General features: G+C 66.4%; 16 protein-coding genes. 9 read left to right on the top strand and 7 right to left on the bottom strand.

Translation table 11 applies throughout. The features are described 5' to 3' along the window. Positions 1-67 precede the first annotated feature (67 nt). Positions 68-1009 carry an alpha/beta fold hydrolase gene (locus HS053_RS10810; protein WP_174211260.1) on the bottom strand — a complete coding sequence of 314 codons (942 nt, stop codon included), beginning with the start codon at positions 1007-1009 and terminating at the stop codon, positions 68-70. Next, a complete protein-coding gene (locus HS053_RS10805; RefSeq protein WP_174211259.1) occupies positions 1006-1296 on the bottom strand; it encodes an SCP2 sterol-binding domain-containing protein in 291 nt (96 codons plus the stop codon). Before HS053_RS10805 ends, HS053_RS10810 begins: the two co-directional genes overlap by 4 nt. A 76-nt stretch (positions 1297-1372) precedes the next feature. Here HS053_RS10805 and HS053_RS10800 point away from each other — a divergent pair, with 76 nt between their 5' ends. The 5 genes from HS053_RS10800 (at position 1373) to HS053_RS10780 (ending at position 6404) form a co-directional block, all read left to right on the top strand. Then, positions 1373-1933 carry a tetratricopeptide repeat protein gene (locus HS053_RS10800; RefSeq protein WP_174211258.1) on the top strand — a complete coding sequence of 187 codons (561 nt, stop codon included), beginning with the start codon at positions 1373-1375 and terminating at the stop codon, positions 1931-1933. A gap of 4 nt (positions 1934-1937) precedes the next feature. Then, a complete protein-coding gene (locus tag HS053_RS10795) occupies positions 1938-4850 on the top strand; it encodes a helicase-related protein (RefSeq protein ID WP_241699821.1) in 2913 nt (970 codons plus the stop codon). A 52-nt stretch (positions 4851-4902) separates the two neighbouring features. Then, on the top strand, positions 4903-5229 hold the full coding sequence (locus HS053_RS10790) for an RNA-binding S4 domain-containing protein (protein WP_174211257.1): 327 nt from the start codon (positions 4903-4905) through the stop codon (positions 5227-5229). 50 nt (positions 5230-5279) lie between these two features. Then, complete coding sequence (fdxA, locus tag HS053_RS10785; RefSeq protein ID WP_174211256.1) at positions 5280-5618, top strand: ferredoxin FdxA; 339 nt, start codon at positions 5280-5282, stop codon at positions 5616-5618. A gap of 276 nt (positions 5619-5894) precedes the next feature. Then, entirely contained in the window at positions 5895-6404 is a 510-nt protein-coding gene (locus HS053_RS10780; protein WP_174211255.1) for a CarD family transcriptional regulator, read from the top strand. 49 nt (positions 6405-6453) lie between these two features. Here HS053_RS10780 and HS053_RS10775 read toward each other — a convergent pair whose 3' ends face one another. Continuing rightward, entirely contained in the window at positions 6454-7179 is a 726-nt protein-coding gene (locus tag HS053_RS10775) for an adenosylcobinamide-GDP ribazoletransferase (RefSeq protein ID WP_174211254.1), read from the bottom strand. Positions 7180-7257: 78 nt separating this feature from the next. On the opposite strand from HS053_RS10775, the gene cobT reads away from it, so the two are divergent. Next, entirely contained in the window at positions 7258-8268 is a 1011-nt protein-coding gene (cobT, locus tag HS053_RS10770; protein ID WP_174211253.1) for a nicotinate-nucleotide--dimethylbenzimidazole phosphoribosyltransferase, read from the top strand. Here cobT and HS053_RS10765 read toward each other — a convergent pair. Further along, positions 8220-10187, bottom strand: coding sequence for a cation:proton antiporter domain-containing protein (locus HS053_RS10765; RefSeq protein WP_174211252.1), 1968 nt, complete (start codon positions 10185-10187; stop codon positions 8220-8222). The two genes, cobT and HS053_RS10765, sit on opposite strands and share 49 nt — an antisense overlap. 6 nt (positions 10188-10193) lie before the next feature. Further along, positions 10194-10649 carry an Lrp/AsnC family transcriptional regulator gene (locus tag HS053_RS10760; protein WP_174211251.1) on the bottom strand — a complete coding sequence of 152 codons (456 nt, stop codon included), beginning with the start codon at positions 10647-10649 and terminating at the stop codon, positions 10194-10196. Positions 10650-10779: 130 nt separating this feature from the next. On the opposite strand from HS053_RS10760, the gene hppD (HS053_RS10755) reads away from it, so the two are divergent. Both hppD (HS053_RS10755) and hppD (HS053_RS10750) read left to right on the top strand, forming a co-directional pair. After that, the gene (gene hppD, locus HS053_RS10755) at positions 10780-11874 is read left to right on the top strand and encodes a 4-hydroxyphenylpyruvate dioxygenase (protein WP_174211250.1); all 1095 of its coding nucleotides are present in this window, start codon (positions 10780-10782) and stop codon (positions 11872-11874) included. A 148-nt stretch (positions 11875-12022) separates the two neighbouring features. Then, positions 12023-13123: a 4-hydroxyphenylpyruvate dioxygenase gene (hppD, locus tag HS053_RS10750; protein WP_174211249.1), complete on the top strand. Its 1101-nt coding sequence runs from the start codon at positions 12023-12025 to the stop codon at positions 13121-13123. Between the two features lie 5 nt (positions 13124-13128). Here hppD (HS053_RS10750) and HS053_RS10745 read toward each other — a convergent pair whose 3' ends face one another. Further along, the gene (locus HS053_RS10745; RefSeq protein ID WP_174211248.1) at positions 13129-16059 is read right to left on the bottom strand and encodes a pilus assembly protein PilP; all 2931 of its coding nucleotides are present in this window, start codon (positions 16057-16059) and stop codon (positions 13129-13131) included. A 185-nt stretch (positions 16060-16244) separates the two neighbouring features. Between HS053_RS10745 and HS053_RS10740 the strand changes: the two genes are divergently transcribed. Next, positions 16245-16949, top strand: a complete 705-nt coding sequence (locus tag HS053_RS10740) for an SIMPL domain-containing protein (RefSeq protein ID WP_174211247.1) — start codon at positions 16245-16247, stop codon at positions 16947-16949. 52 nt (positions 16950-17001) lie between these two features. On the opposite strand, the gene HS053_RS10735 is transcribed toward HS053_RS10740, so the two are convergent. Further along, entirely contained in the window at positions 17002-18291 is a 1290-nt protein-coding gene (locus HS053_RS10735) for an O-acetylhomoserine aminocarboxypropyltransferase/cysteine synthase family protein (RefSeq protein ID WP_174211246.1), read from the bottom strand. Between the last annotated feature and the right edge of the window lie 83 nt (positions 18292-18374).

Raw genomic sequence — 18374 nt, 5'->3', positions numbered from 1 at the left:
CGGCCGTTTTCATCTTGGCAAAAATATCCCCGCCGGAGGCATCCGAAGCCGGGGCAGGGCGCGCCGTTCAGCGATGCACCCCAAAGAGCGTGCAGGCGCTGTCAAAGAACCGCGCCCGGTGGGCGGCGCGTTCCATCAGCACTTCATGCTCGGCCCCGGCATAAAGGTCGAGCTTGCCTGCGGGCCAAAGTGCCATGCGGGCATGGATCGGGCCAGTGTCCACAATCCGCTCTTGTGTGCCCAGCGCCACCAGCGCGGGCAGGGCGGGGGCGGGCATCTGCGCCAGCGCATGGCATTCATGCAGCGCCGCCTTCAGCCAGCCAAGGCTGGGACCGCCCAGCGTCAGTTCCGGGTGGGCGCGGGCCTGATCGCGCATATAGCCCCACATCTCGGCATCCGAGGTCAGGGTATTGCCGGCAAAGGGCGCCTCAAGCACATAGGTCCGCGGCCCGGTGCCGGGGGCATAGCGGTGGTCAAAGGCGAAATATTTCGACGCGGTGGACAGCGCCACCGCCAGCGGCCGCATCCAGGCGGCAATCAGGATGCCCCACATCGGCGCGGTAAAGGCAGCGGCCTGCACCGGCACCCCGCGCATCAGTCCGCGCAGGCCGATGCAGCCCCCCATCGAATGGGCCATCAGGTAATAGGGTTCCGGCAGCCCCGTGGCCCGGGCAAAGGCGAAAACCGCGTCCAGATCACGCTGATAGGCGTCGAAATCATCGACATGGCCCGACATGCGGTCATCCTGCAAGCGGTCGGCCAGACCCTGCCCGCGCCAGTCCACCGCCAGCGTGGCATAGCCGCGCGCCGCAAGGTCGGCGGCGCTGCGGCCATATTTCTCGACATATTCGGTGCGGCCGGGCAAGAGGACGACCGTGCCGTTCGGCGCCCCTTCCGCCCAGAGCCCCACCCGAATGCGCACCCCGTCCGATGCCGAAAGCCAGACCGCGCGGCCCCCGGCGGGGCCATCGGCAATTTCGGCATGGAAGGGGGCGGCGTTTGCGCTCACGACAGGGCGGCGCCCAGTTGCATGGCAAGGCCCATGTTGCCATCGACCGTCAGCTTGCCCGACATGAAGGCCATGGTCGGGTTCATCTCGCCTTCGAGAATCGCGCGGAACACCTCGGCCTCGGCGGTCAGGGTGACATCGGTCTCCTCATCGCCCGCGCGCACGCCCGTGCTGTCGGCGACGATGGCGCCTTCGCCCGGAATAACGAATTTGGCGCTGCCCGCCGCAAAGCCGTCGGCCAGTTTGGCCTGCAGGGCGGTTACCGCCGTCGTGATCACATCGCTCATCCGTCTCTCCTCATCCGTCGCTGTGTCGTGATGGTCCCGGGCTGGCATTTCCTGCCCGATAGGTTACCTTACCGTTATGAGGGCACGGGCATCGTTACACAATCTTGTCGTTGCGGCATTTCTGCCGCTTCTTTTCCTGTGTCTGCCCGCCTTTGGCCAGACGGCCAAGCTGGACGATCTGTTCACGCGGCTCAAATCCGCCGATGCCGAGGCGGCGCTGCGGATCGAGCAGGAAATCTGGATCGAATGGTCGAAATCCGGCTCGCCTTCGATGGACCTGTTGCTGGAGCGCGGCCGGCAGGCGATGAACGAAGGCGCGACCGACCTTGCCATCGAACATTTCACCGCACTGATCGACCATGCCCCGGGTTTCGCCGAAGGCTGGAACGCGCGGGCCACGGCCTATTGGGCGGCGGGCGATCTGGGGCCGGCGGTGTCGGACATCGGCCATGCGCTTGAGCTGAACCCGCGGCATTTCGGGGCGCTCTCGGGTCTTGGCATGATCTTCGAGGAATTGCGCCGGCCGCAAAAGGCGCTTGAAGTCTACCGCATGGTTCTGACACTCAATCCCCATGCCGAGGGCGTGCCCGAAGCGGTGGAGCGGCTGGAAGCCGAGTTGTTGGGTCAGGAACTCTAAACGGATGGCACAGGCAGGCGGCCCGACCCGGGCGCCGGTCACGGCGGTTCTGGGACCGACCAACACCGGCAAGACCCATTATGCCATCGAACGGATGCTGGCGCACCGCACCGGGGTGATCGGGCTGCCGCTGCGCCTGCTTGCGCGCGAGGTATACGACCGCATCGTGGCCCTGCGCGGCCCTTCGGTGGTGGCGCTGGTCACCGGCGAAGAGCGGATCGTGCCGGAACGCGCCCAATGGTGGGTGTGCACGGTCGAGGCGATGCCGCTGGAAATCGGTGCCGATTTCGTCGCGGTGGACGAGATCCAGCTTTGCGCCGACCCCGAGCGGGGCCATGTCTTTACCGACCGGCTGCTGCGGGCGCGGGGCCTGCATGAAACGCTGTTTCTGGGCGCCGAATCCATGCGGCAGGTGATCGCCAATCTGGTGCCGGGGGTGACCTTTCTGAAGCGGGACCGCTTTTCGGAACTGTCTTATACCGGATCGAAGAAGATCAGCCGGATGCCGCCGCGTTCGGCCATCGTCGGGTTTTCGGTGGATAACGTCTATGCCATCGCCGAACTGATCCGCCGCACCAAGGGCGGTTGCGCGGTGGTGATGGGCGCCCTCAGCCCGCGGACGCGCAATGCGCAGGTGGCCCTCTATCAGAATGGCGATGTCGATTATCTGGTGGCGACCGATGCTATCGGCATGGGGTTGAACCTTGACATCAAGCATGTGGCCTTTTCCGCCACGGCGAAATTCGACGGGCGGCGGATGCGCGGGCTTTATCCGCAGGAACTGGCGCAGATTGCGGGCCGCGCGGGCCGTCATACCGAGAACGGCACCTTCGGCGTGACGGGCGAGGCGCGGCCCTTTGACGAAGACATGGTGGAGGCGATCGAGAATCATCGCTTTACCCCGGTGCGCAAGCTGCACTGGCGCAACCATGACCTGGACTTCGGAAGTGCCGAGCGGCTGATCCGCAGCCTTGAGGCGCCGACCAGCAACGAATGGCTGACCCGCGCCCGCGATGCCGACGACCTTCTGGCGCTCAAGGCGCTCACAGCGATGCCAGAGGTTCAGGACAAGCTGACCGGGCCGAAACGGGTGCAACTGCTCTGGGATGTCTGCCGGATTCCCGATTTTCGAGGGGCTTCAGAAACCGAGCATGTCTCGCTTCTCGCCCGGATTTTCGACTTTCTGGTCGGGCGTGGCCTTGGTGGCGGCAAAGTGCCCTCGGACTGGCTGAAAAAGGCCATCGAACGGATCGACAAACCGGGTGGCGATATTGATACCATCTCGAAACGGCTGGCCTATATCCGCACCTGGACCTATGTGGCGCAACGCAAAGGCTGGTGCGAAGACGAAAGCCATTGGCGGCAAGAGACGCGCGCTGTAGAAGACCGCCTGTCGGATGCGCTGCATCAGGCGCTGACCCAGAGATTTGTTGACCGGCGGACGAGCGTTCTCCTCCGGCGGTTGAAGCAGAAGGAGACCCTCGTGGCCGAGGTGAATGACAAGGGCGAAGTGACGGTCGAAGGCGAATTCGTCGGGCGTCTTGAGGGGTTCCGTTTCGCGCAGGACGCGTCGGGCAGCCCGGATGAGGCGCGCACGCTGCGCGCGGCGGCCTATCAGGCGCTGAAACCCGAGTTCAGCCTGCGGGCGGACCGTTTCTATAACGCGCCCGATACCGAGATGGATTTCACCGAACAGGGCGGCCTGATGTGGGGCCACTCGGCGGTGGGCAAGCTGGTGAAGGGCGCCGAGGCGCTGAAACCCGCAGTAGAAGCTTTCGTCGATGAGGAAGCGGGGCCGGAGGTGGCCGAAAAGGTCCGCCGCCGCCTGCAGCATTTCATCGACCGCAAGGTGGCCGCCCTTTACGAGCCGCTGGCCGCCATGGGCCGGGATGAGACGTTGCAGGGTCTGGCGCGCGGCTTTGCCTATCGGCTGGCCGAAGGTCTGGGCGTGGTGCCGCGCGATGCCGTGGCGGCCGAGGTCAAGGAGCTGGATCAGGACGCCCGCTCGGCGCTGCGCAAGCATGGCGTGCGGTTCGGGCAATACACCGTCTTCCTGCCGATCCTGCTGAAGCCTGCGGCCACCCGGCTGCGGCTGGTGCTGTGGTCGCTGTGGAACGGGCTGGCCGAGTTTCCCGAAAGCCCGCCGCCCGGTCTGGTGACGATCCCGAACATCCCCGATGTGCCCAAGGTGCATTACACGCTGGCGGGCTATCACCCGGCGGGCGTGCGCGCGATCCGCATCGACATGCTGGAACGTCTGGCCGATATCCTGCGCCAGAAAGACAGCCGGGCCGGGTTCGAGGCGGTGCCGGAAATGCTGTCGATCACCGGGATGACGCTGGAGCAGTTCAGCGATCTGATGGGGGGCCTGGGCTACAAGGCCGAAAAGGCCGAGCGGGTGAAGGTCAAGCCGGTGGCCGAGCCGGTGCCGGTGGTGATCGACCCCGATGCGCCGGTGAACCCGATTCCGGAAGAGGAATCGGCCTTCGTGCAGCCGGAACCCGAAGCGGAAGCGGCCGCGCCCGAGATGGAGACCTACTACACCTTCACCTGGGCGCCCAAGCCGCGCTTTCAGCGGCCCGAGCGTGGGCCTCGTCCCGAGCGCGCCCCGCGCCCCGAGGGCGAGGCCCCGCGTGGCGAGCGTCCGCCCCGCGGCGACCGTGCCCCGCGCGGCGACCGTGGACCCAAGCCGGAAGGCGAGGCCCGCCCGCCGCGCCCCGAGGGCGAGCGTCGCCATGGCAAGCCCGAGGGCGGTAAGCCGCGTGATGACCGCAAGGGGGGCGGCAAGTTCGACCGCAACAAAGACCGCGGTGACAGCAAACCGAAGAGCTTTGAGGCCCGCCCGCCGCGCGCCGAAAAGCCGATCGACCCCGACAACCCCTTTGCCGCGCTGCTGGCGCTGAAGGGCAAGGTCTGAGGGCGCGCTGCCGCAGCCGGTCCGGCGGCGGCAGACCCTTCGGGAGAGGGCGATGGCAGGTCCAGGCGCAAAACAGAATCCGCAATCCCAGCCGAAGCTTCGGCTGGACAAATGGCTGTTTCAGGCACGGTTCTTCAAGACCCGCGAATTGTCGGCCGAGGTGGCGGGCGGCGGCAGTCTGCGGCTGAACGGCCAGCATTGCCTGAAGGCCGCGCATGGCGTGGCGGTGGGCGATGTGCTGACCTTTCCGCAGGCCGGCCGCATCCGGGTGATCCGTGTCACGGCCCTTGGCGTGCGGCGCGGCCCGGTGGACGAGGCGCAAAAGCTTTACGACGACCTCGACCCGCCGCCTGCGCCCGCGCCGTCGACGCTTGAATGATCCGGCCCGCTCGGCTAGGGATGCGGCCAAGCTAACGAAGGGGCTGTCCCATGACCTATGTGGTGACCGACAACTGCATCGCCTGCAAATACACCGACTGCGTGGAAGTCTGCCCGGTGGACTGCTTCTACGAGGGCGAGAATACGCTGGTGATTCACCCTGACGAATGCATTGACTGCGGCGTCTGCGAACCGGAATGCCCCGCCGATGCCATCCGCCCGGATACCGAGCCGGACATGGACAAATGGGTGACCTTCAACCGCAAATATGCCCTGCTCTGGCCGGTGATCACCACCAAGCGCGACCCGCTGCCGGGCTATGAAGAGCGCGACGGCGAAACCGGCAAGCTTGAGAAATACTTCTCCGAAGCGCCGGGCGAGGGCGGCTGAGGACCGATTCGGGAACGCAGCGTTCACGATTCGGCGTCAGAGATGATTTTCTAGCGAATCCAAGGGATTGGTAATGCCGCGCTGCCGCGCGCGGCAGTTGGAATCGTGACGATTCTGTGTTATACACTTGTCCACATACAAACAAGGATGCCTGACCGCACCCCCGGACTGCTCGCCAGAGGTGCCTTTCCGCAACAGAACCGATCCGCAAGGCAGGGGAAACCCTGTCAGGGCGGCTTTGTCGCGGTCTCAGGGGTCAACCAAGGAAGCGACCGAATGACCAAAGGCAAGAAACCCGAATTCCGCCCCAACGAATTCGTGGTCTATCCCGCCCATGGCGTGGGCAAGATCATGTCCATCGAAGAGCAAGAGATTGCCGGCTTCAAGCTGGAACTCTTTGTCATCACCTTCGAGAAGGACAAGATGACCCTGCGCGTGCCGACGCACAAGGCGCTGGATATCGGGATGCGTCAGCTTTCCGCCCCCGATGTGGTGGCCAAGGCGTTGGACACGCTCAAGGGCAAGGCCAAGGTCAAGCGGGCCATGTGGTCGCGCCGGGCACAGGAATATGAACAGAAGATCAACTCGGGCGATCTGATGGCGATTGCCGAGGTCGTGCGCGACCTGCACCGCAATGACGACCAGCGCGAGCAGAGCTATTCCGAGCGTCAGCTTTACGAAGCCGCACTTGAGCGTCTGACCCGCGAAGTCGCCGCCGTTTCCGGCGTCGATGAGGCCGGGGCGCAGCGCAAGGTGGATGACGTCCTGACCTCGCGCGCTGCCTAAGATTTCGGAATTATCGTGAAACGGCGGCCCTTTGGCCGCCGTTTTTCATTCAGGCAAAGGCCAGCCCGGCGACCAGCGCCATCTGTTGCACCGCGCCCAGAACATCGCCAGTCTGGCCGCCGATCTTGGCCTTGGCCAGCGCCGCCACGGCCCCGGTTGCCACCGCCATGGCCAGTGCCATCGGCAACACCGGCGCCCCGCAGATCAGCCCCGCAAGCAGCGCCACCCCCACCGCCTGCGCCGCCACCATGGCCGAAGGCGCGCCGTGGCTGGCCGACAACCCGCTGCCGCGCGCATTGGGCAGGGCCGCCATCAGCACCGCCATCGGCGCCCGGCTCATCGCCGCCGCCGCGATGATTGCCCCCCATTGCCCGGTCCCGATCAGCGCCGTCAGTGCCGCCCAGCGGGCCAGCAGCACGATGCCCAAAGCCAGAACGCCATAGCTGCCCACACGGCTGTCTTTCATGATCTCAAGCCGCCGCGCCTTGTCGCGCCCGCCCCAGAAGCCGTCAGCGCAATCGGCAAGCCCGTCTTCATGCAGGCCGCCCGTCGCCGCCGCCTCGATGGCCAGCGCCAGCGCCGCCGCCACCCCCGGCACAAGGCCGAGCCAGAGGCCCAAGGCACCGCCCACTGCCGCCAGAAGCCCCACCAGCAGCCCCGCCAGCGGCCAGGCCCAGGCAGCGCGTGGCGCGGGGGCCTCGGTCAGGTTCACCGGAAAGCGGGTGAGCAGGCCCAGAGCCGACAGGATATCGCGGATCAGGTCGCGTGCGGGCATCGGGTGGTCCTTTCCGGGCTGGCCAAGGGCGGCGCTCTTGGATAGCCAAGGGGCCGCAGCCTTTCAACGGATCACGCCATGCCCGCTTTCACAACCCTTGCCGAATTTGCCGCCCTGTTGTGCGCCGCCCCCGGGGCCGATGCCGCGGCCCGCGCCGGGGCGCAGACCCGCAACGGGCAATTGACCAAACCGCCGGGCGCGCTTGGCCGGCTGGAGGATCTGGCGATCTGGGCGGCGGGCTGGCAGGGGCGGGCAGAGCCGCGCGGCGACCGGCCGCAGGTTCTGATCTTTGCGGGAAATCATGGGGTTGTGGCGCAGGGCGTGTCCGCCTTCCCGGCCGAGGTCACGGTGCAGATGGTGGCCAATTTCCGCCATGGCGGTGCTGCGATCAACCAGCTTTCCCGGCTGCATGGCGCCGATATGGCGGTTCACGCGCTGGAGCTTGACCGCCCGACCGCCGATTTCACCCAAGGCCCCGCGATGAGCGAGGCCGATACCGTGGCCGCGCTGGCGGTGGGCTGGGAGGCGGTGGACACTTCGGCGGATATGCTGGTGGTGGGGGAGATGGGCATCGGCAACACCACGGTTGCGGCGGCACTGGCGGCCAAGCTGTTTGGTGGTGCGGGCGCTGATTGGGTTGGGCGCGGCACCGGGGTGGATGATGCCGGCCTTGCGCGCAAGGCGGCGGTGGTCGATGCCGGGCTCGCGCGGCACGCGGCGGTGAGCGATCCGTTGCAGGTGCTGGCGGCCCTTGGCGGGCGCGAGATTGCCGCGATGGCGGGCGCCATGGCGCGGGCGCGGGTGGAGCGGGTGCCGCTGGTGCTGGACGGGTTCATCACCTGTGCCGCGGCGGCGGTGCTGGCCGCTGTCAGCCCCGCTGCGCTGGACCATGCCGTCGCCGGGCATCTGAGCGCGGAGGGCGCCCATGGCCGCCTGCTGACGGCACTGGGCAAAGAGCCGCTGTTGTCGCTGGGGCTGCGGCTGGGCGAAGGCTCGGGGGCGGCGCTGGCGCTGGGGGTGCTGCGCGGCGCCATCGCCTGTCATTCCGGCATGGCGACCTTTGCCGAAGCCGGGGTTTCGGGCGGCTGACCCGGGCCTTCGGGTTCGGGCGTCGCTTCGGCGGCCATCACCTTGGTCTCGTAAAGCGTGTCCACCAGCGCGGTTTCCAGATCGCGTTCAAGCTGCTGGGCGCGGGCGACATAGGCCGCGTTCTGATGCACCGGCTGGCCGGGCACCCAAAGCTCGGCCAACTCGCGCATGGCGCCGCGGTCCACCCGCCAGAACGCCTGCGACATCTTCGACGCTTCGTATTCCGAGAATCCCATGTTTTCCAGCACATAGCGCCCGGCCCGCACGGATGAGTCGAAGGTTTCGCGCACCGTGTCATTGGCGCCGGCCTGAAACAGTTCATAGACATGCACCCGGTCGCGGGCGCGGGCGACGATGTGGATGTCGGGGCGGACCGAGCGGGCATAGCGCACGATGCGCACCGCCACCTCTGGCCGGTCCACCGCGACGACCAGCACCTGCGCCTCCGACAGCCCCGCCGCCTGCAAGAGTTCGGGGCGCGACGGGTCACCGAAGAACCCTTTCACGCCAAAGCGGCGCAGGTTTTCGATGGTGGCCATGTCGCTGTCCAGAACCACGGTCGGCACACCCGAATGGCGCACCATGCGGTTGACGACCTGACCGAAGCGGCCAATCCCCGCGATGATCACCGCACCCTTTTCGTCAATCGTATCGGGCGCCCGCACCGGCGCGCGGGATTTCAGCCGCTTTTCCACCTGATCATAGACGATGAACAGCAGGGGCGAGAGCAGCATCGACAGGCTGATCACCAGAAGCGCCATCTGCCCGGCGGCAAGCGGCAGCACATCGGCATTGCGCGCGAAGGAGACGATGAGAAAGCCGAACTCGCCGCCCTGCGCCAGCGCCAGCCCAAAGAGCCAACGGTCATGACCGCGCAGCCGGAACGGCACCGAGATGGCCAGCAGCACCGCCAGCTTCAGCGCCATCAGGCCAAGGGTCAGGCCGATCACCGTCAGCGGCTCGCGCAGGAAGACCGCAAAGTTGATGCCGACGCCGACCGTCATGAAGAACAGGCCCAGAAGCAGGCCCTTGAACGGCTTCAGATCCGCCTCAAGCTGATGGCGGAACTCCGAGTTGGCCAGAACCACCCCGGCAAGGAAGGTGCCAAGCGCGGGCGACAATCCGACCAGCGTCATCAGAAAGGCCGTGCCCAGCACCATGAGGAGAGAGATGAAGGTGGACATCTCGGGCAGCTTGGCGGCATGGACAAAGCGGAAGATCGGGCGCGACAGGTAATGCCCGGCCAGCACGATTCCCGCCACGATGGCCAGCGTCAGCAGCGTGGTGGCCCAGCCCGGCAGTTGCTGCACCAGCGTCACGATGGGCACCGCCTGTTCGGCATGGTCCACCACCGCCTCGGGGTTCGACACGCCGAAGACGGCTGGATTGACCGTGGCGGTCAGGTCGGGCAGCGCCAGCAGCGGGATCACCGCCAGCATCGGGATCACCGCGATATCCTGCGTCAGCAGCACCGAAAACCCGGCCCGCCCCCCCGGGCTGCGCATCAGGTTCTTTTCCGACAGGGTTTGCAGCACGATGGCGGTGGACGACATCGAGCCGAGCAGCCCCAGCGTCAGCGCCACATTCAGGTTTTGCCCCAGCGCCACCAGCGCCGCGGTCAGCGCCAGCGTCGTGACCGCGACCTGCGCCCCGCCCAGGCCAAGCAGCTTGTGCCGCATTTCCCATAAGGCGCGTGGCTCCAGCTCCAGCCCGATCAGGAACAGCATCAGCACCACGCCAAATTCGGCAAAATGGTGCAGGTCGCCGGTTTCCGCCCCGGTCAGGCCCAGAACCGGCCCCATCAGGATGCCCGCTCCTAAGTAGCCCAGCACCGAGCCAAGCCCGGCGCGCACCGACAGCGGCACCACCAGAACGGCGGCACCCAGATAGATCGAGGCGAGCAGCAGGAAGCTTTCCATCGGAACTCAGGTTGGCAGGGGGGCGTCGGCCTTGAGCTGGTCCATGACGATCTGGCTCTGAACCCGCGCAACCGCCGGATGCGGCAGAAGGCGTTGATGAATCAGGCGGTTCAGGGCGGGCAGATCGGCACACCAGACGCGCAACAGATAGTCCGCCTCGCCGGTCAATGTCCATGCCGAGATCACCTCGGGCAGGGTGGAAATCAGGCTGCCGAAACTTTTGGCGGTATCGGGCGAATGTGCCGTCATCTGCACCTGCACAAAGGCCTGCACCGTCAGGCCCAGCCGGGCCGGGTCCAGCCTTGCGGCATAGCCGGTGATCAGGCCCGCCGCCTCAAGCCTTGCGCGGCGGCGGGCGGCCTGACTGGCCGAAAGGGTCAGACGCTCGCCCAGTTCCTGCGCGGTCAGTATGGCATTGCGTTGCAGGGCGGCTAGAAGCTGCGAATCGGTTTCGTCAATCATGCGGGTTTCTCGCGCTTGGGTCGTGATTTTCGATATTATCGCGCGTTCCACAGTCAAATGATACGGTCTCATGCGCACCCCGCGCAAAACCCATGCGCTAGACTTAGGTTATCCAGACTGGGAGGTCATCATGGGTCCGTTTCCGCATTCCGCCCCGCGCGCCGTGATTGGTCCGCAAAATCCCGCCGGCACCGATGGGTTCGAGTTTGTCGAATTCGCCCATCCCGAGCCGCAGGCGCTGCGCGATCTTTTTGCCCGCATGGGCTTTACCCTGACCGCGCGGCACCCGGAGCGGGCGGTGGAGCTGTGGCAGCAAGGCGATATCACCTATATCCTGAACGACGAACCCGGCAGCCATGGCCGCCGTTTTGTCGAGGAACACGGGCCCTGCGCCCCCTCGATGGGCTGGCGGGTGGTGGATGCCGCCCATGCCTTTGCCCATGCCGTCGCCAATGGCGCCACGCCCTATGAGGGGCCGGGCAAGCTTCTGGACTGGCCGGCGATTGTCGGCATCGGCGGCAGCCTGATCTATTTCACCGATGACTATGGCCCCGGGATCAATCCCTATGACGGGTTCGATTTCGTCACGGCGGCAAAACCGGCCGGTGTGGGGTTCCACTATCTCGACCACCTGACCCACAATGTTCACAAGGGCAATATGGACCTGTGGTTCGGCTTTTATCAGCGGCTGTTCGGCTTTCGCCAGATCCGGTTCTTCGACATCGAGGGCAAGTATACCGGGCTTTATTCCCGCGCGCTGACCAGCCCCTGCGGCCGCATCCGCATTCCGATCAACGAGGATCGCGGCGAGACCGGGCAGATCGTGGAATACCTGCGCCGCTACAACGGCGAGGGCATCCAGCATATCGCCGTGGGCACGGATGATCTTTACAGCGCGACCGATGAGATTGCCGCGCGAGGGCTGAAATTCATGCCCAAGCCGCCGATGGCCTATTACGAGCTGTCGAAAACCCGGGTCATCGGCCATGAGGAGCCGCTGGAGCGCATGGCGCAACACGGCATCCTGATCGACGGCGAAGGCGTGGTGGATGGCGGTGAGACGCGGATTTTGTTGCAGATTTTCTCGAAAACCGTGATCGGGCCGATCTTCTTCGAGTTCATCCAGCGCAAGGGCGATGATGGCTTTGGCGAGGGCAATTTCCGCGCCCTGTTTGAAAGCATCGAGGCGGATCAGATTGAGCGGGGCGTGTTGCAGGGGGCGTAGAACCGTTTCATGTGATATGACAACGTATTGATTGCACTTGCAAAAGTCGCAGTTTCGGAAACGGTCTTTCCCGGAACTGCGGCAATTGCTGTCCGATTTCCGCCACATTTCGGCCCCAATCTGGCAAGGCTTTTTGAAAGGTTCTGCCATGGGTCCGTTCCCGCATTCCGCGCCGCTTGCCACAATCAGCCCCGAAAATCCGGCGGGCACCGACGGGATGGAGTTCATCGAATTCGCCCATCCCGAGCCGGACACGCTGCGCGAGGTGTTTCACCGCATGGGCTTTGCCCTTGTGGCGCGGCACCGCAGCCGGGCGATCGAACTGTGGCAGCAGGGCGATGTGACCTATATTCTGAACGACGATCCCGAAAGCCATGCCCGCCGTTTCGTGCAGGATCATGGGCCCTGCGCGCCGTCGATGGGCTGGCGGGTGGTCGATGCGGCGGCGGCGCTGGCCCATGCGGTGGCACAGGGGGCGGCGGAATACACCGGCCCGGGCAAGGCGCTGGACCTGCCTGCGGTGGTGGGGATCGGCGGCAGCCTGATCTATTTCACCGATGCCTATGCGGCGCGGGGCACCGGCCATCCCTATGGTGATTTCGACTGGCTGGACGTGGCGAAACCGGCGGGGGTGGGGTTCCACTATCTCGACCATCTGACCCATAATGTCCACAAGGGCAACACCGGGAAATGGGCGGCTTTCTATGAAAAGCTGTTCAACTTCAAGCAGATCACCTTCTTTGACATTGACGGAAAATACACCGGCTTCCGCAGCCAGGCGATGCAGTCGCCCTGTGGCCGCATCCGCATTCCGATCAACGAGGACAAGGGCGAGACAGGCCAGATCATCGAATACCTGCGCCGCTACAACGGCGAGGGCATTCAGCATATCGCGGTCGGCACCGAAAGCATCTATGACGCCGCCGATGAAATCCACGCCCGCGGCCTGCGCTTCATGCCCAAGCCGAACTGGGCCTATTACGAGATGAGCCGCGAGCGGGTCGCAGGCCATGACGAGCCGCTGGAGCGGATGGCCAAACATGGCATCCTGATCGACGGCGAAGGCGTGGTGGGCGGCGGTGAGACCAAGGTGCTGTTGCAGATCTTCTCGAAAACCGTGATCGGGCCGATCTTCTTTGAATTCATCCAGCGCAAGGGCGATCAGGGCTTTGGCGAGGGCAATTTCAAGGCACTGTTCGAGTCGATCGAGCGCGACCAGATCGAGCGCGGGGTGCTGGCGGCGGAGTGACCGCCTCAGCCCTTGGGCAGTTTCAGCACCACAAGGCGTGAGCCTTTCTGATAGCGCAGCTCGTTGTCGGTGATGGCGGCCACCTTGCCGCCGTCGATCCGGTCGCCGACCCGGACCTTTTTGTAAGAGCCGTTGGAACTGCGCACCAGCGCATAGCGTTTCGACTGCGTGCCATAGACGCCGATCAGGTTGGTCTTGCCCAGATCAATGGCATTGCTGAACGTGGCCTGTTTCGCCACCGAAGCCTTGGTCGGGATCGAGGGGGCAGCCGAAGCGATTTCCGGCTCGTCATCCGCTTCATGCGCGGGTTCCGTGGCCTTGGACGAGGATTTCGCGGCGGTCTTCACCGGCTCGGGTTCCGGTTCGGGCTTGGCGGCGGGCCGGGTCGCCTCGGCCACCGCCGCCTCGACCGAGCGCGACAGATCGGCGGGGCGCGAAACGGGTTTGCGCGAAATGGCGACGGCCAGCGGGCTGATCCCGGCACTGGCCTCTTGCGCGGCAATTTCCGACTGCGCCGCGAGGGAGGCGCTGGCCGAAGCCTGCCGCGCCGCCTGCCCGGCGGCCAGCACGGATTCGGGCCGCAGCCGGGGGCGCAGACTGGCAAAGCGGCTGTCGGCTGCGGGGGCAAGCGAGGTGCCGTCGTCAGGATTGGCGGCAGGCGGGGTCAGCCCCGCAGGGCGGGCGCGCGGCCGAAAGCCGGCAAGGGCGGGATCGGCGGCGGGTGCCGCCTCGGGTGTTTCTGACGCGGTTTCGGTCGTGGCAGGGGTCGCGACGGTTGTCAGCGCCTCGGGCCGGGCGGGCGGCACACGCGGCGGCTTGCCCGCGATCAGGGTCACGCCTTCGGGGGTGACGATGCCTTCGGGTGTCGGCTTGATCAGACCCTGATCGTCGAATTGATAGACGGTGCCAAAGGGCGGGGGGGCAGCCTGCGCCGTGGGCAGGCTGTCGCCGCGCCCTTCGGGCGAAGGCAGGGTCAGAGGATCGGCGGGCGCCGGGGGGGCGTCCATCGTGGCAAGAAAGATTTCGTCCTGCGTGCCCGAGGCGGGCGGCGGCGCAGCCTCCATCTCGCTGGTCTGTGGTGCCGGGGTGGCGGGGGCATCGGCGACAGGCAGGTCGGCTGCGGCGACCTCTTCTGCCGGGGCGGGTTCGGCGGTGGTTTCGGCGAAATCCGCCGGATCCTGCATGTCGGCCAGCATTTCATCCGCAGGATCGGGGATGTCGCCGGCCTGATCCGCCGCAAGATCGGTTGGCGCCGCAACGGAGGTATCGGTCGCGGCGCTTTGCACCGCGTCCGGGGTTTCCCCCTGCATCGAGGACAGGGTGATCGAGGACCAGGCCGCCACCACGGCAAGGAACAAGAGCAGCAAGCCGACAAGGATCAGCCCCAGATGACGCGGCTTGCCACGCACCGGGTCGGGGCGTCCGCCAAGGCCGCCGAAGGCCGAGGGGCGCGCCGGGCTTGCCGCTGCGGCGGGTCTGGCGGTGGTGGGCGCAGCCTCGGTTCCCACGGCAACGGCTGCCGCGGCGGGAAGGGCCGGTTTTTTCTTGCCCTTGCCGGCAAGGCCCGGGGCGGTCACCAGCGCGCCCAGCCCCTTTCCCGCCTTGCCATCGCGCAGGGCGGGGGCCACGGCGGGGCGGGGCGGCTTGGGGGCGGCGCCAAGGGCGGGGCGGTCGCCACGCGGTGGCGCGCTTGGCAGCGGACGCGCCGCTGCGGGGCGTTCCACCGCCGGGGCCTTGGCTGCCGATGGCTTGCCTGCCGTCCCCGCCGTCTCGGCGGCGCGGCGGCTGGCAAAGGCCATGGCCGGGGTCCAGGCCGGCATCGGTGGCGTGTCATCCTCGATCCCTGGGGCGGTCACGCTGGAGGCCGGGCGCGGCGGTTCGGCCTCATCATCGACATCCAGCGCCATCGGTGCCTCTTCGGCAGGCTCTGCCGGGGCGGGGTCAAAGGCGGGTTCGGGCGCCGCAACCTCTGCCGGGGCCGTGAACATCGCCATCGGGTTCAGGTCGGGATCGGCGGCCAGAAGCTCTTCCGGTTCCGGCTCTGGTCGGGGCGCGGTGGTCTGACCGGTGAAAAACCCTTGCGGTGCAAGATCTTCGTCCGGCAGATCGGCGGGTTCCGCGGGCAGGGCGGGCGCGGGCGGTTCTGCTGGCAGAACCGCTTCGACCGGCTCGGGGGCGGGCGGCGCCATCACCGGCGGATTGATCGACAGTGCCGGGCCACGGGCAGGCGCGACAGGTTCGGGCACAAAGGCAGGCTCGGGCGCGACGGGTTCGGCCAGCGGCTCCGGTTCGGCCACGGCTTCGACGGGGACTTCGGCCACAGGCTCTGCCATCGGCTCCGGCACGGGCTCAGGTTCCGGTGCGGGTTCCGGTTCGGGCGTGGGCAGAACCCGGGCGGTGACGGCGATCGGCTCTGCATCCCGTTCAACGCTGTCGCCCTGCGGCAAAAGGGTCGCGGCAAGGCTGCTGGGGCCGAACCACGGCTCTCCGGCAAAGGCGCCCGGCGCGGGTGCAGCCACAAAACCGATGGGGTTGAAGCGATGCTCGGCGGCGAACCCCTCGGCCTCGGCCAGGGTTTCGCGGGCGATCACGGCAACCTGCACCTCATCGCCGCGGCCGGACCAGTCGAACACCAGTTCGTCCACCTCATAAGGCGTGCGCCCAGCCAGGGCGGCCCGAATCTGCGCCGCCTTTTCCGCCGGATCGGCGGCGGGGGCCGAGACCGTGGTATAAAGGATCTGGTCGTTCGGGATCACCAGTTTGGTGGCGATGCCGCGGGGCGACAGGCCCAGCGCCGTCGCACGCAGATAGGCAAGCGCCGCAGGCAGGTCGGGTTCGTCGATGGGAACGCTGCCCACCTGATGCCAGCCGTTGCCGGTGCGATGCAGGAGAGCGATGGCGTTGTCCCGGAAGTCGAGGGCAAAAGCTGGTTTCATTCCACGGGTCTAGCATATTGTCCGGGGACGCGGGAACGCGCCCCGGTGGGGTTTCTGCTAACTACAGCAGCTTTTCGCCGAAGGAAAGAAAAACGCCCCCCACCGCCAAGGATCGGCCAAGGATGGGCTTGCGCCGTGCGTTTCATGATCACAGCTTGAACGCGACGACCTTGAAGGAGGCAAAGATGCGGAAACTGAAAACACTGATGCTGACGACGGTGCTGGCCTTGCCGCTGGCGGGAACGGCCATGGCGCAACAGGCGCCGGTGCCGCAGATCACCGTGACGGGTGAGGCATCGGTGCAGGCGGTGCCGGATATGGCGACGGTCTCGCTCGGGGTCACCACGGTTGCAGCCACCGCAGCCGAGGCGATGGCGGCCAATACTGCCGCACTGGCGCAGGTGATCGAGCAGCTGAAAGCGGCGGGGATCGAGCCGCGCGATCTGCAGACGGCAAGCCTGTCGCTGAACCCCAACTGGACCGGCTATGACAGCAGCAGCAATCAGCCGCAGACCATCACCGGCTATACCGCCTCGAACCAGTTGAGCGTGCGGGTGCGTGAAGTGGGCAAGCTGGGCGCGGTTCTGGATGCTGCGATCACCGATGGGGCCAATACGCTGAATGGCATCAGCTTTGAGCTGGCCTCGCCGCGCCCGGTGCTGGATCAGGCGCGCAAGGCGGCCACCGAAGACGCCCGCGCCCGGGCCGAACTCTTGGCCGCGGCGGCGGGGGTGAAGCTGGGCCGCGTGCTGTCGATCAGCGAAGGCGGCGGCTATGGCGGCCCGATGCCGATGTTCAAGGCCGACGCCGCCTCGGCCCCGGTGCCGGTCGAAGCCGGGGAGATCGGGCTGAGCGCGGCGGTGACGGTGACTTACGAGATCGTGCAGTAAGCCTGCCGGGTGTTGCGTAGGATGGGCAATATTGCCCATCCTACCGTATCCCTTACCCCACGGCCTTGGTCAGCGCCTGGTCCAGATCGGCGATGATGTCGGCGGGGTCTTCGATACCGATGGAGACGCGGACCACGTTGGGGGCGGCGCCGGCGCGGATTTGCGCCTCTTCCTCCAACTGGCGGTGGGTGGTCGAGGCGGGGTGGATGATCAGGCTGCGGGTGTCGCCGAGGTTGGCGACATGGGAGAACAGCTTGAGGCTGTCCACCAGTTTCACGCAAGCCTCATACCCGCCCTTGACCGCGAAGGTGAAAAGCGCCCCGGCCCCCTTGGGCACGATCATTTCCGCGCGCTTGCGATAGGGCGAGGAGTGCAGCCCGGCATAGGTCACAAACTCGACGCGGGGGTCTTGCTCCAGCCATTCGGCGACAATGGCGGCATTCTCGACGTGGCGCTGCATCCGCAGGCCCAGCGTCTCGATCCCCATCAGGGTGTAATGGGCGCCTTGCGGGTTCATCGTCATGCCCAGATCGCGCAGGCCGACGGCGATGGAATGGAAGGTGAAGGCCATCGCCCCCAGTGCGGGGTGGAAGGCCAGCCCGTGATAGGCGGGTTCCGGTTCCGACAGCGAGGGGAACTTGCCCGAGGCGGACCAGTCGAACTTGCCCGAATCCACCACAACGCCGCCCGTCACCGTGCCGTTGCCGGTCAGGTATTTGGTGGCCGAATGCACGACCAGTGTCGCGCCATGCTCGATGGGTTTGCAGAGGTAAGGCGTGGCGGTGGTGTTGTCCACGATCAGCGGGACGCCCGCCCGATCGGCGATGCGGGCCAGCGCATCAAGGTCGCTGACATAGCCGCCGGGGTTGGCGATGGTTTCGCAGAAGATGGCGCGGGTATTCTCGTCGATGGCATGTTCGACGGCCAGAAGATCGTCGGTATCGACAAACTTGGCCGACCAGCCAAAGCGTTTGATCGTCTGGGAAAACTGGGTGATCGTGCCGCCGTACAGCCGCGACGAGGCGACGATGTTCTTGCCCGGACCCATCAGCGGGAAGAGCGCCATGATCTGCGCCGCATGGCCGGAAGAGCAGCAGATCGCCCCCGCGCCACCCTCAAGCGCGCAGACCCGGTTGGCCAGCGCCGAAACCGTCGGGTTGGTCAGCCGCGAGTAGATATAGCCGACCTCTTGCAGGTTGAAGAGCTTGGCGGCGTGATCGGCGTCGCGGAACACATAGGCCGTGGTCTGATAGATCGGCACCTGGCGCGCGCCGGTGGCCGGATCGGGGGCCGTGCCCGCGTGAATGGCGAGCGTGTCGAAGCCCAAAGGTCTGTCGGTCATGGATGCCTCCCAGCAGTTATGGTGCGCAGGCTAGGCGCCGGGCGCGAGCTTGTGAAGGGGGAGGCGCGGCTTTCGGCCGAAGA

It is taken from the genome of Tabrizicola fusiformis (assembly GCF_013328815.1).
Taxonomy (GTDB): Bacteria; Pseudomonadota; Alphaproteobacteria; order Rhodobacterales; family Rhodobacteraceae; genus Fuscibacter.
This window is presented reverse-complemented; position numbering and strand designations above follow the sequence as displayed.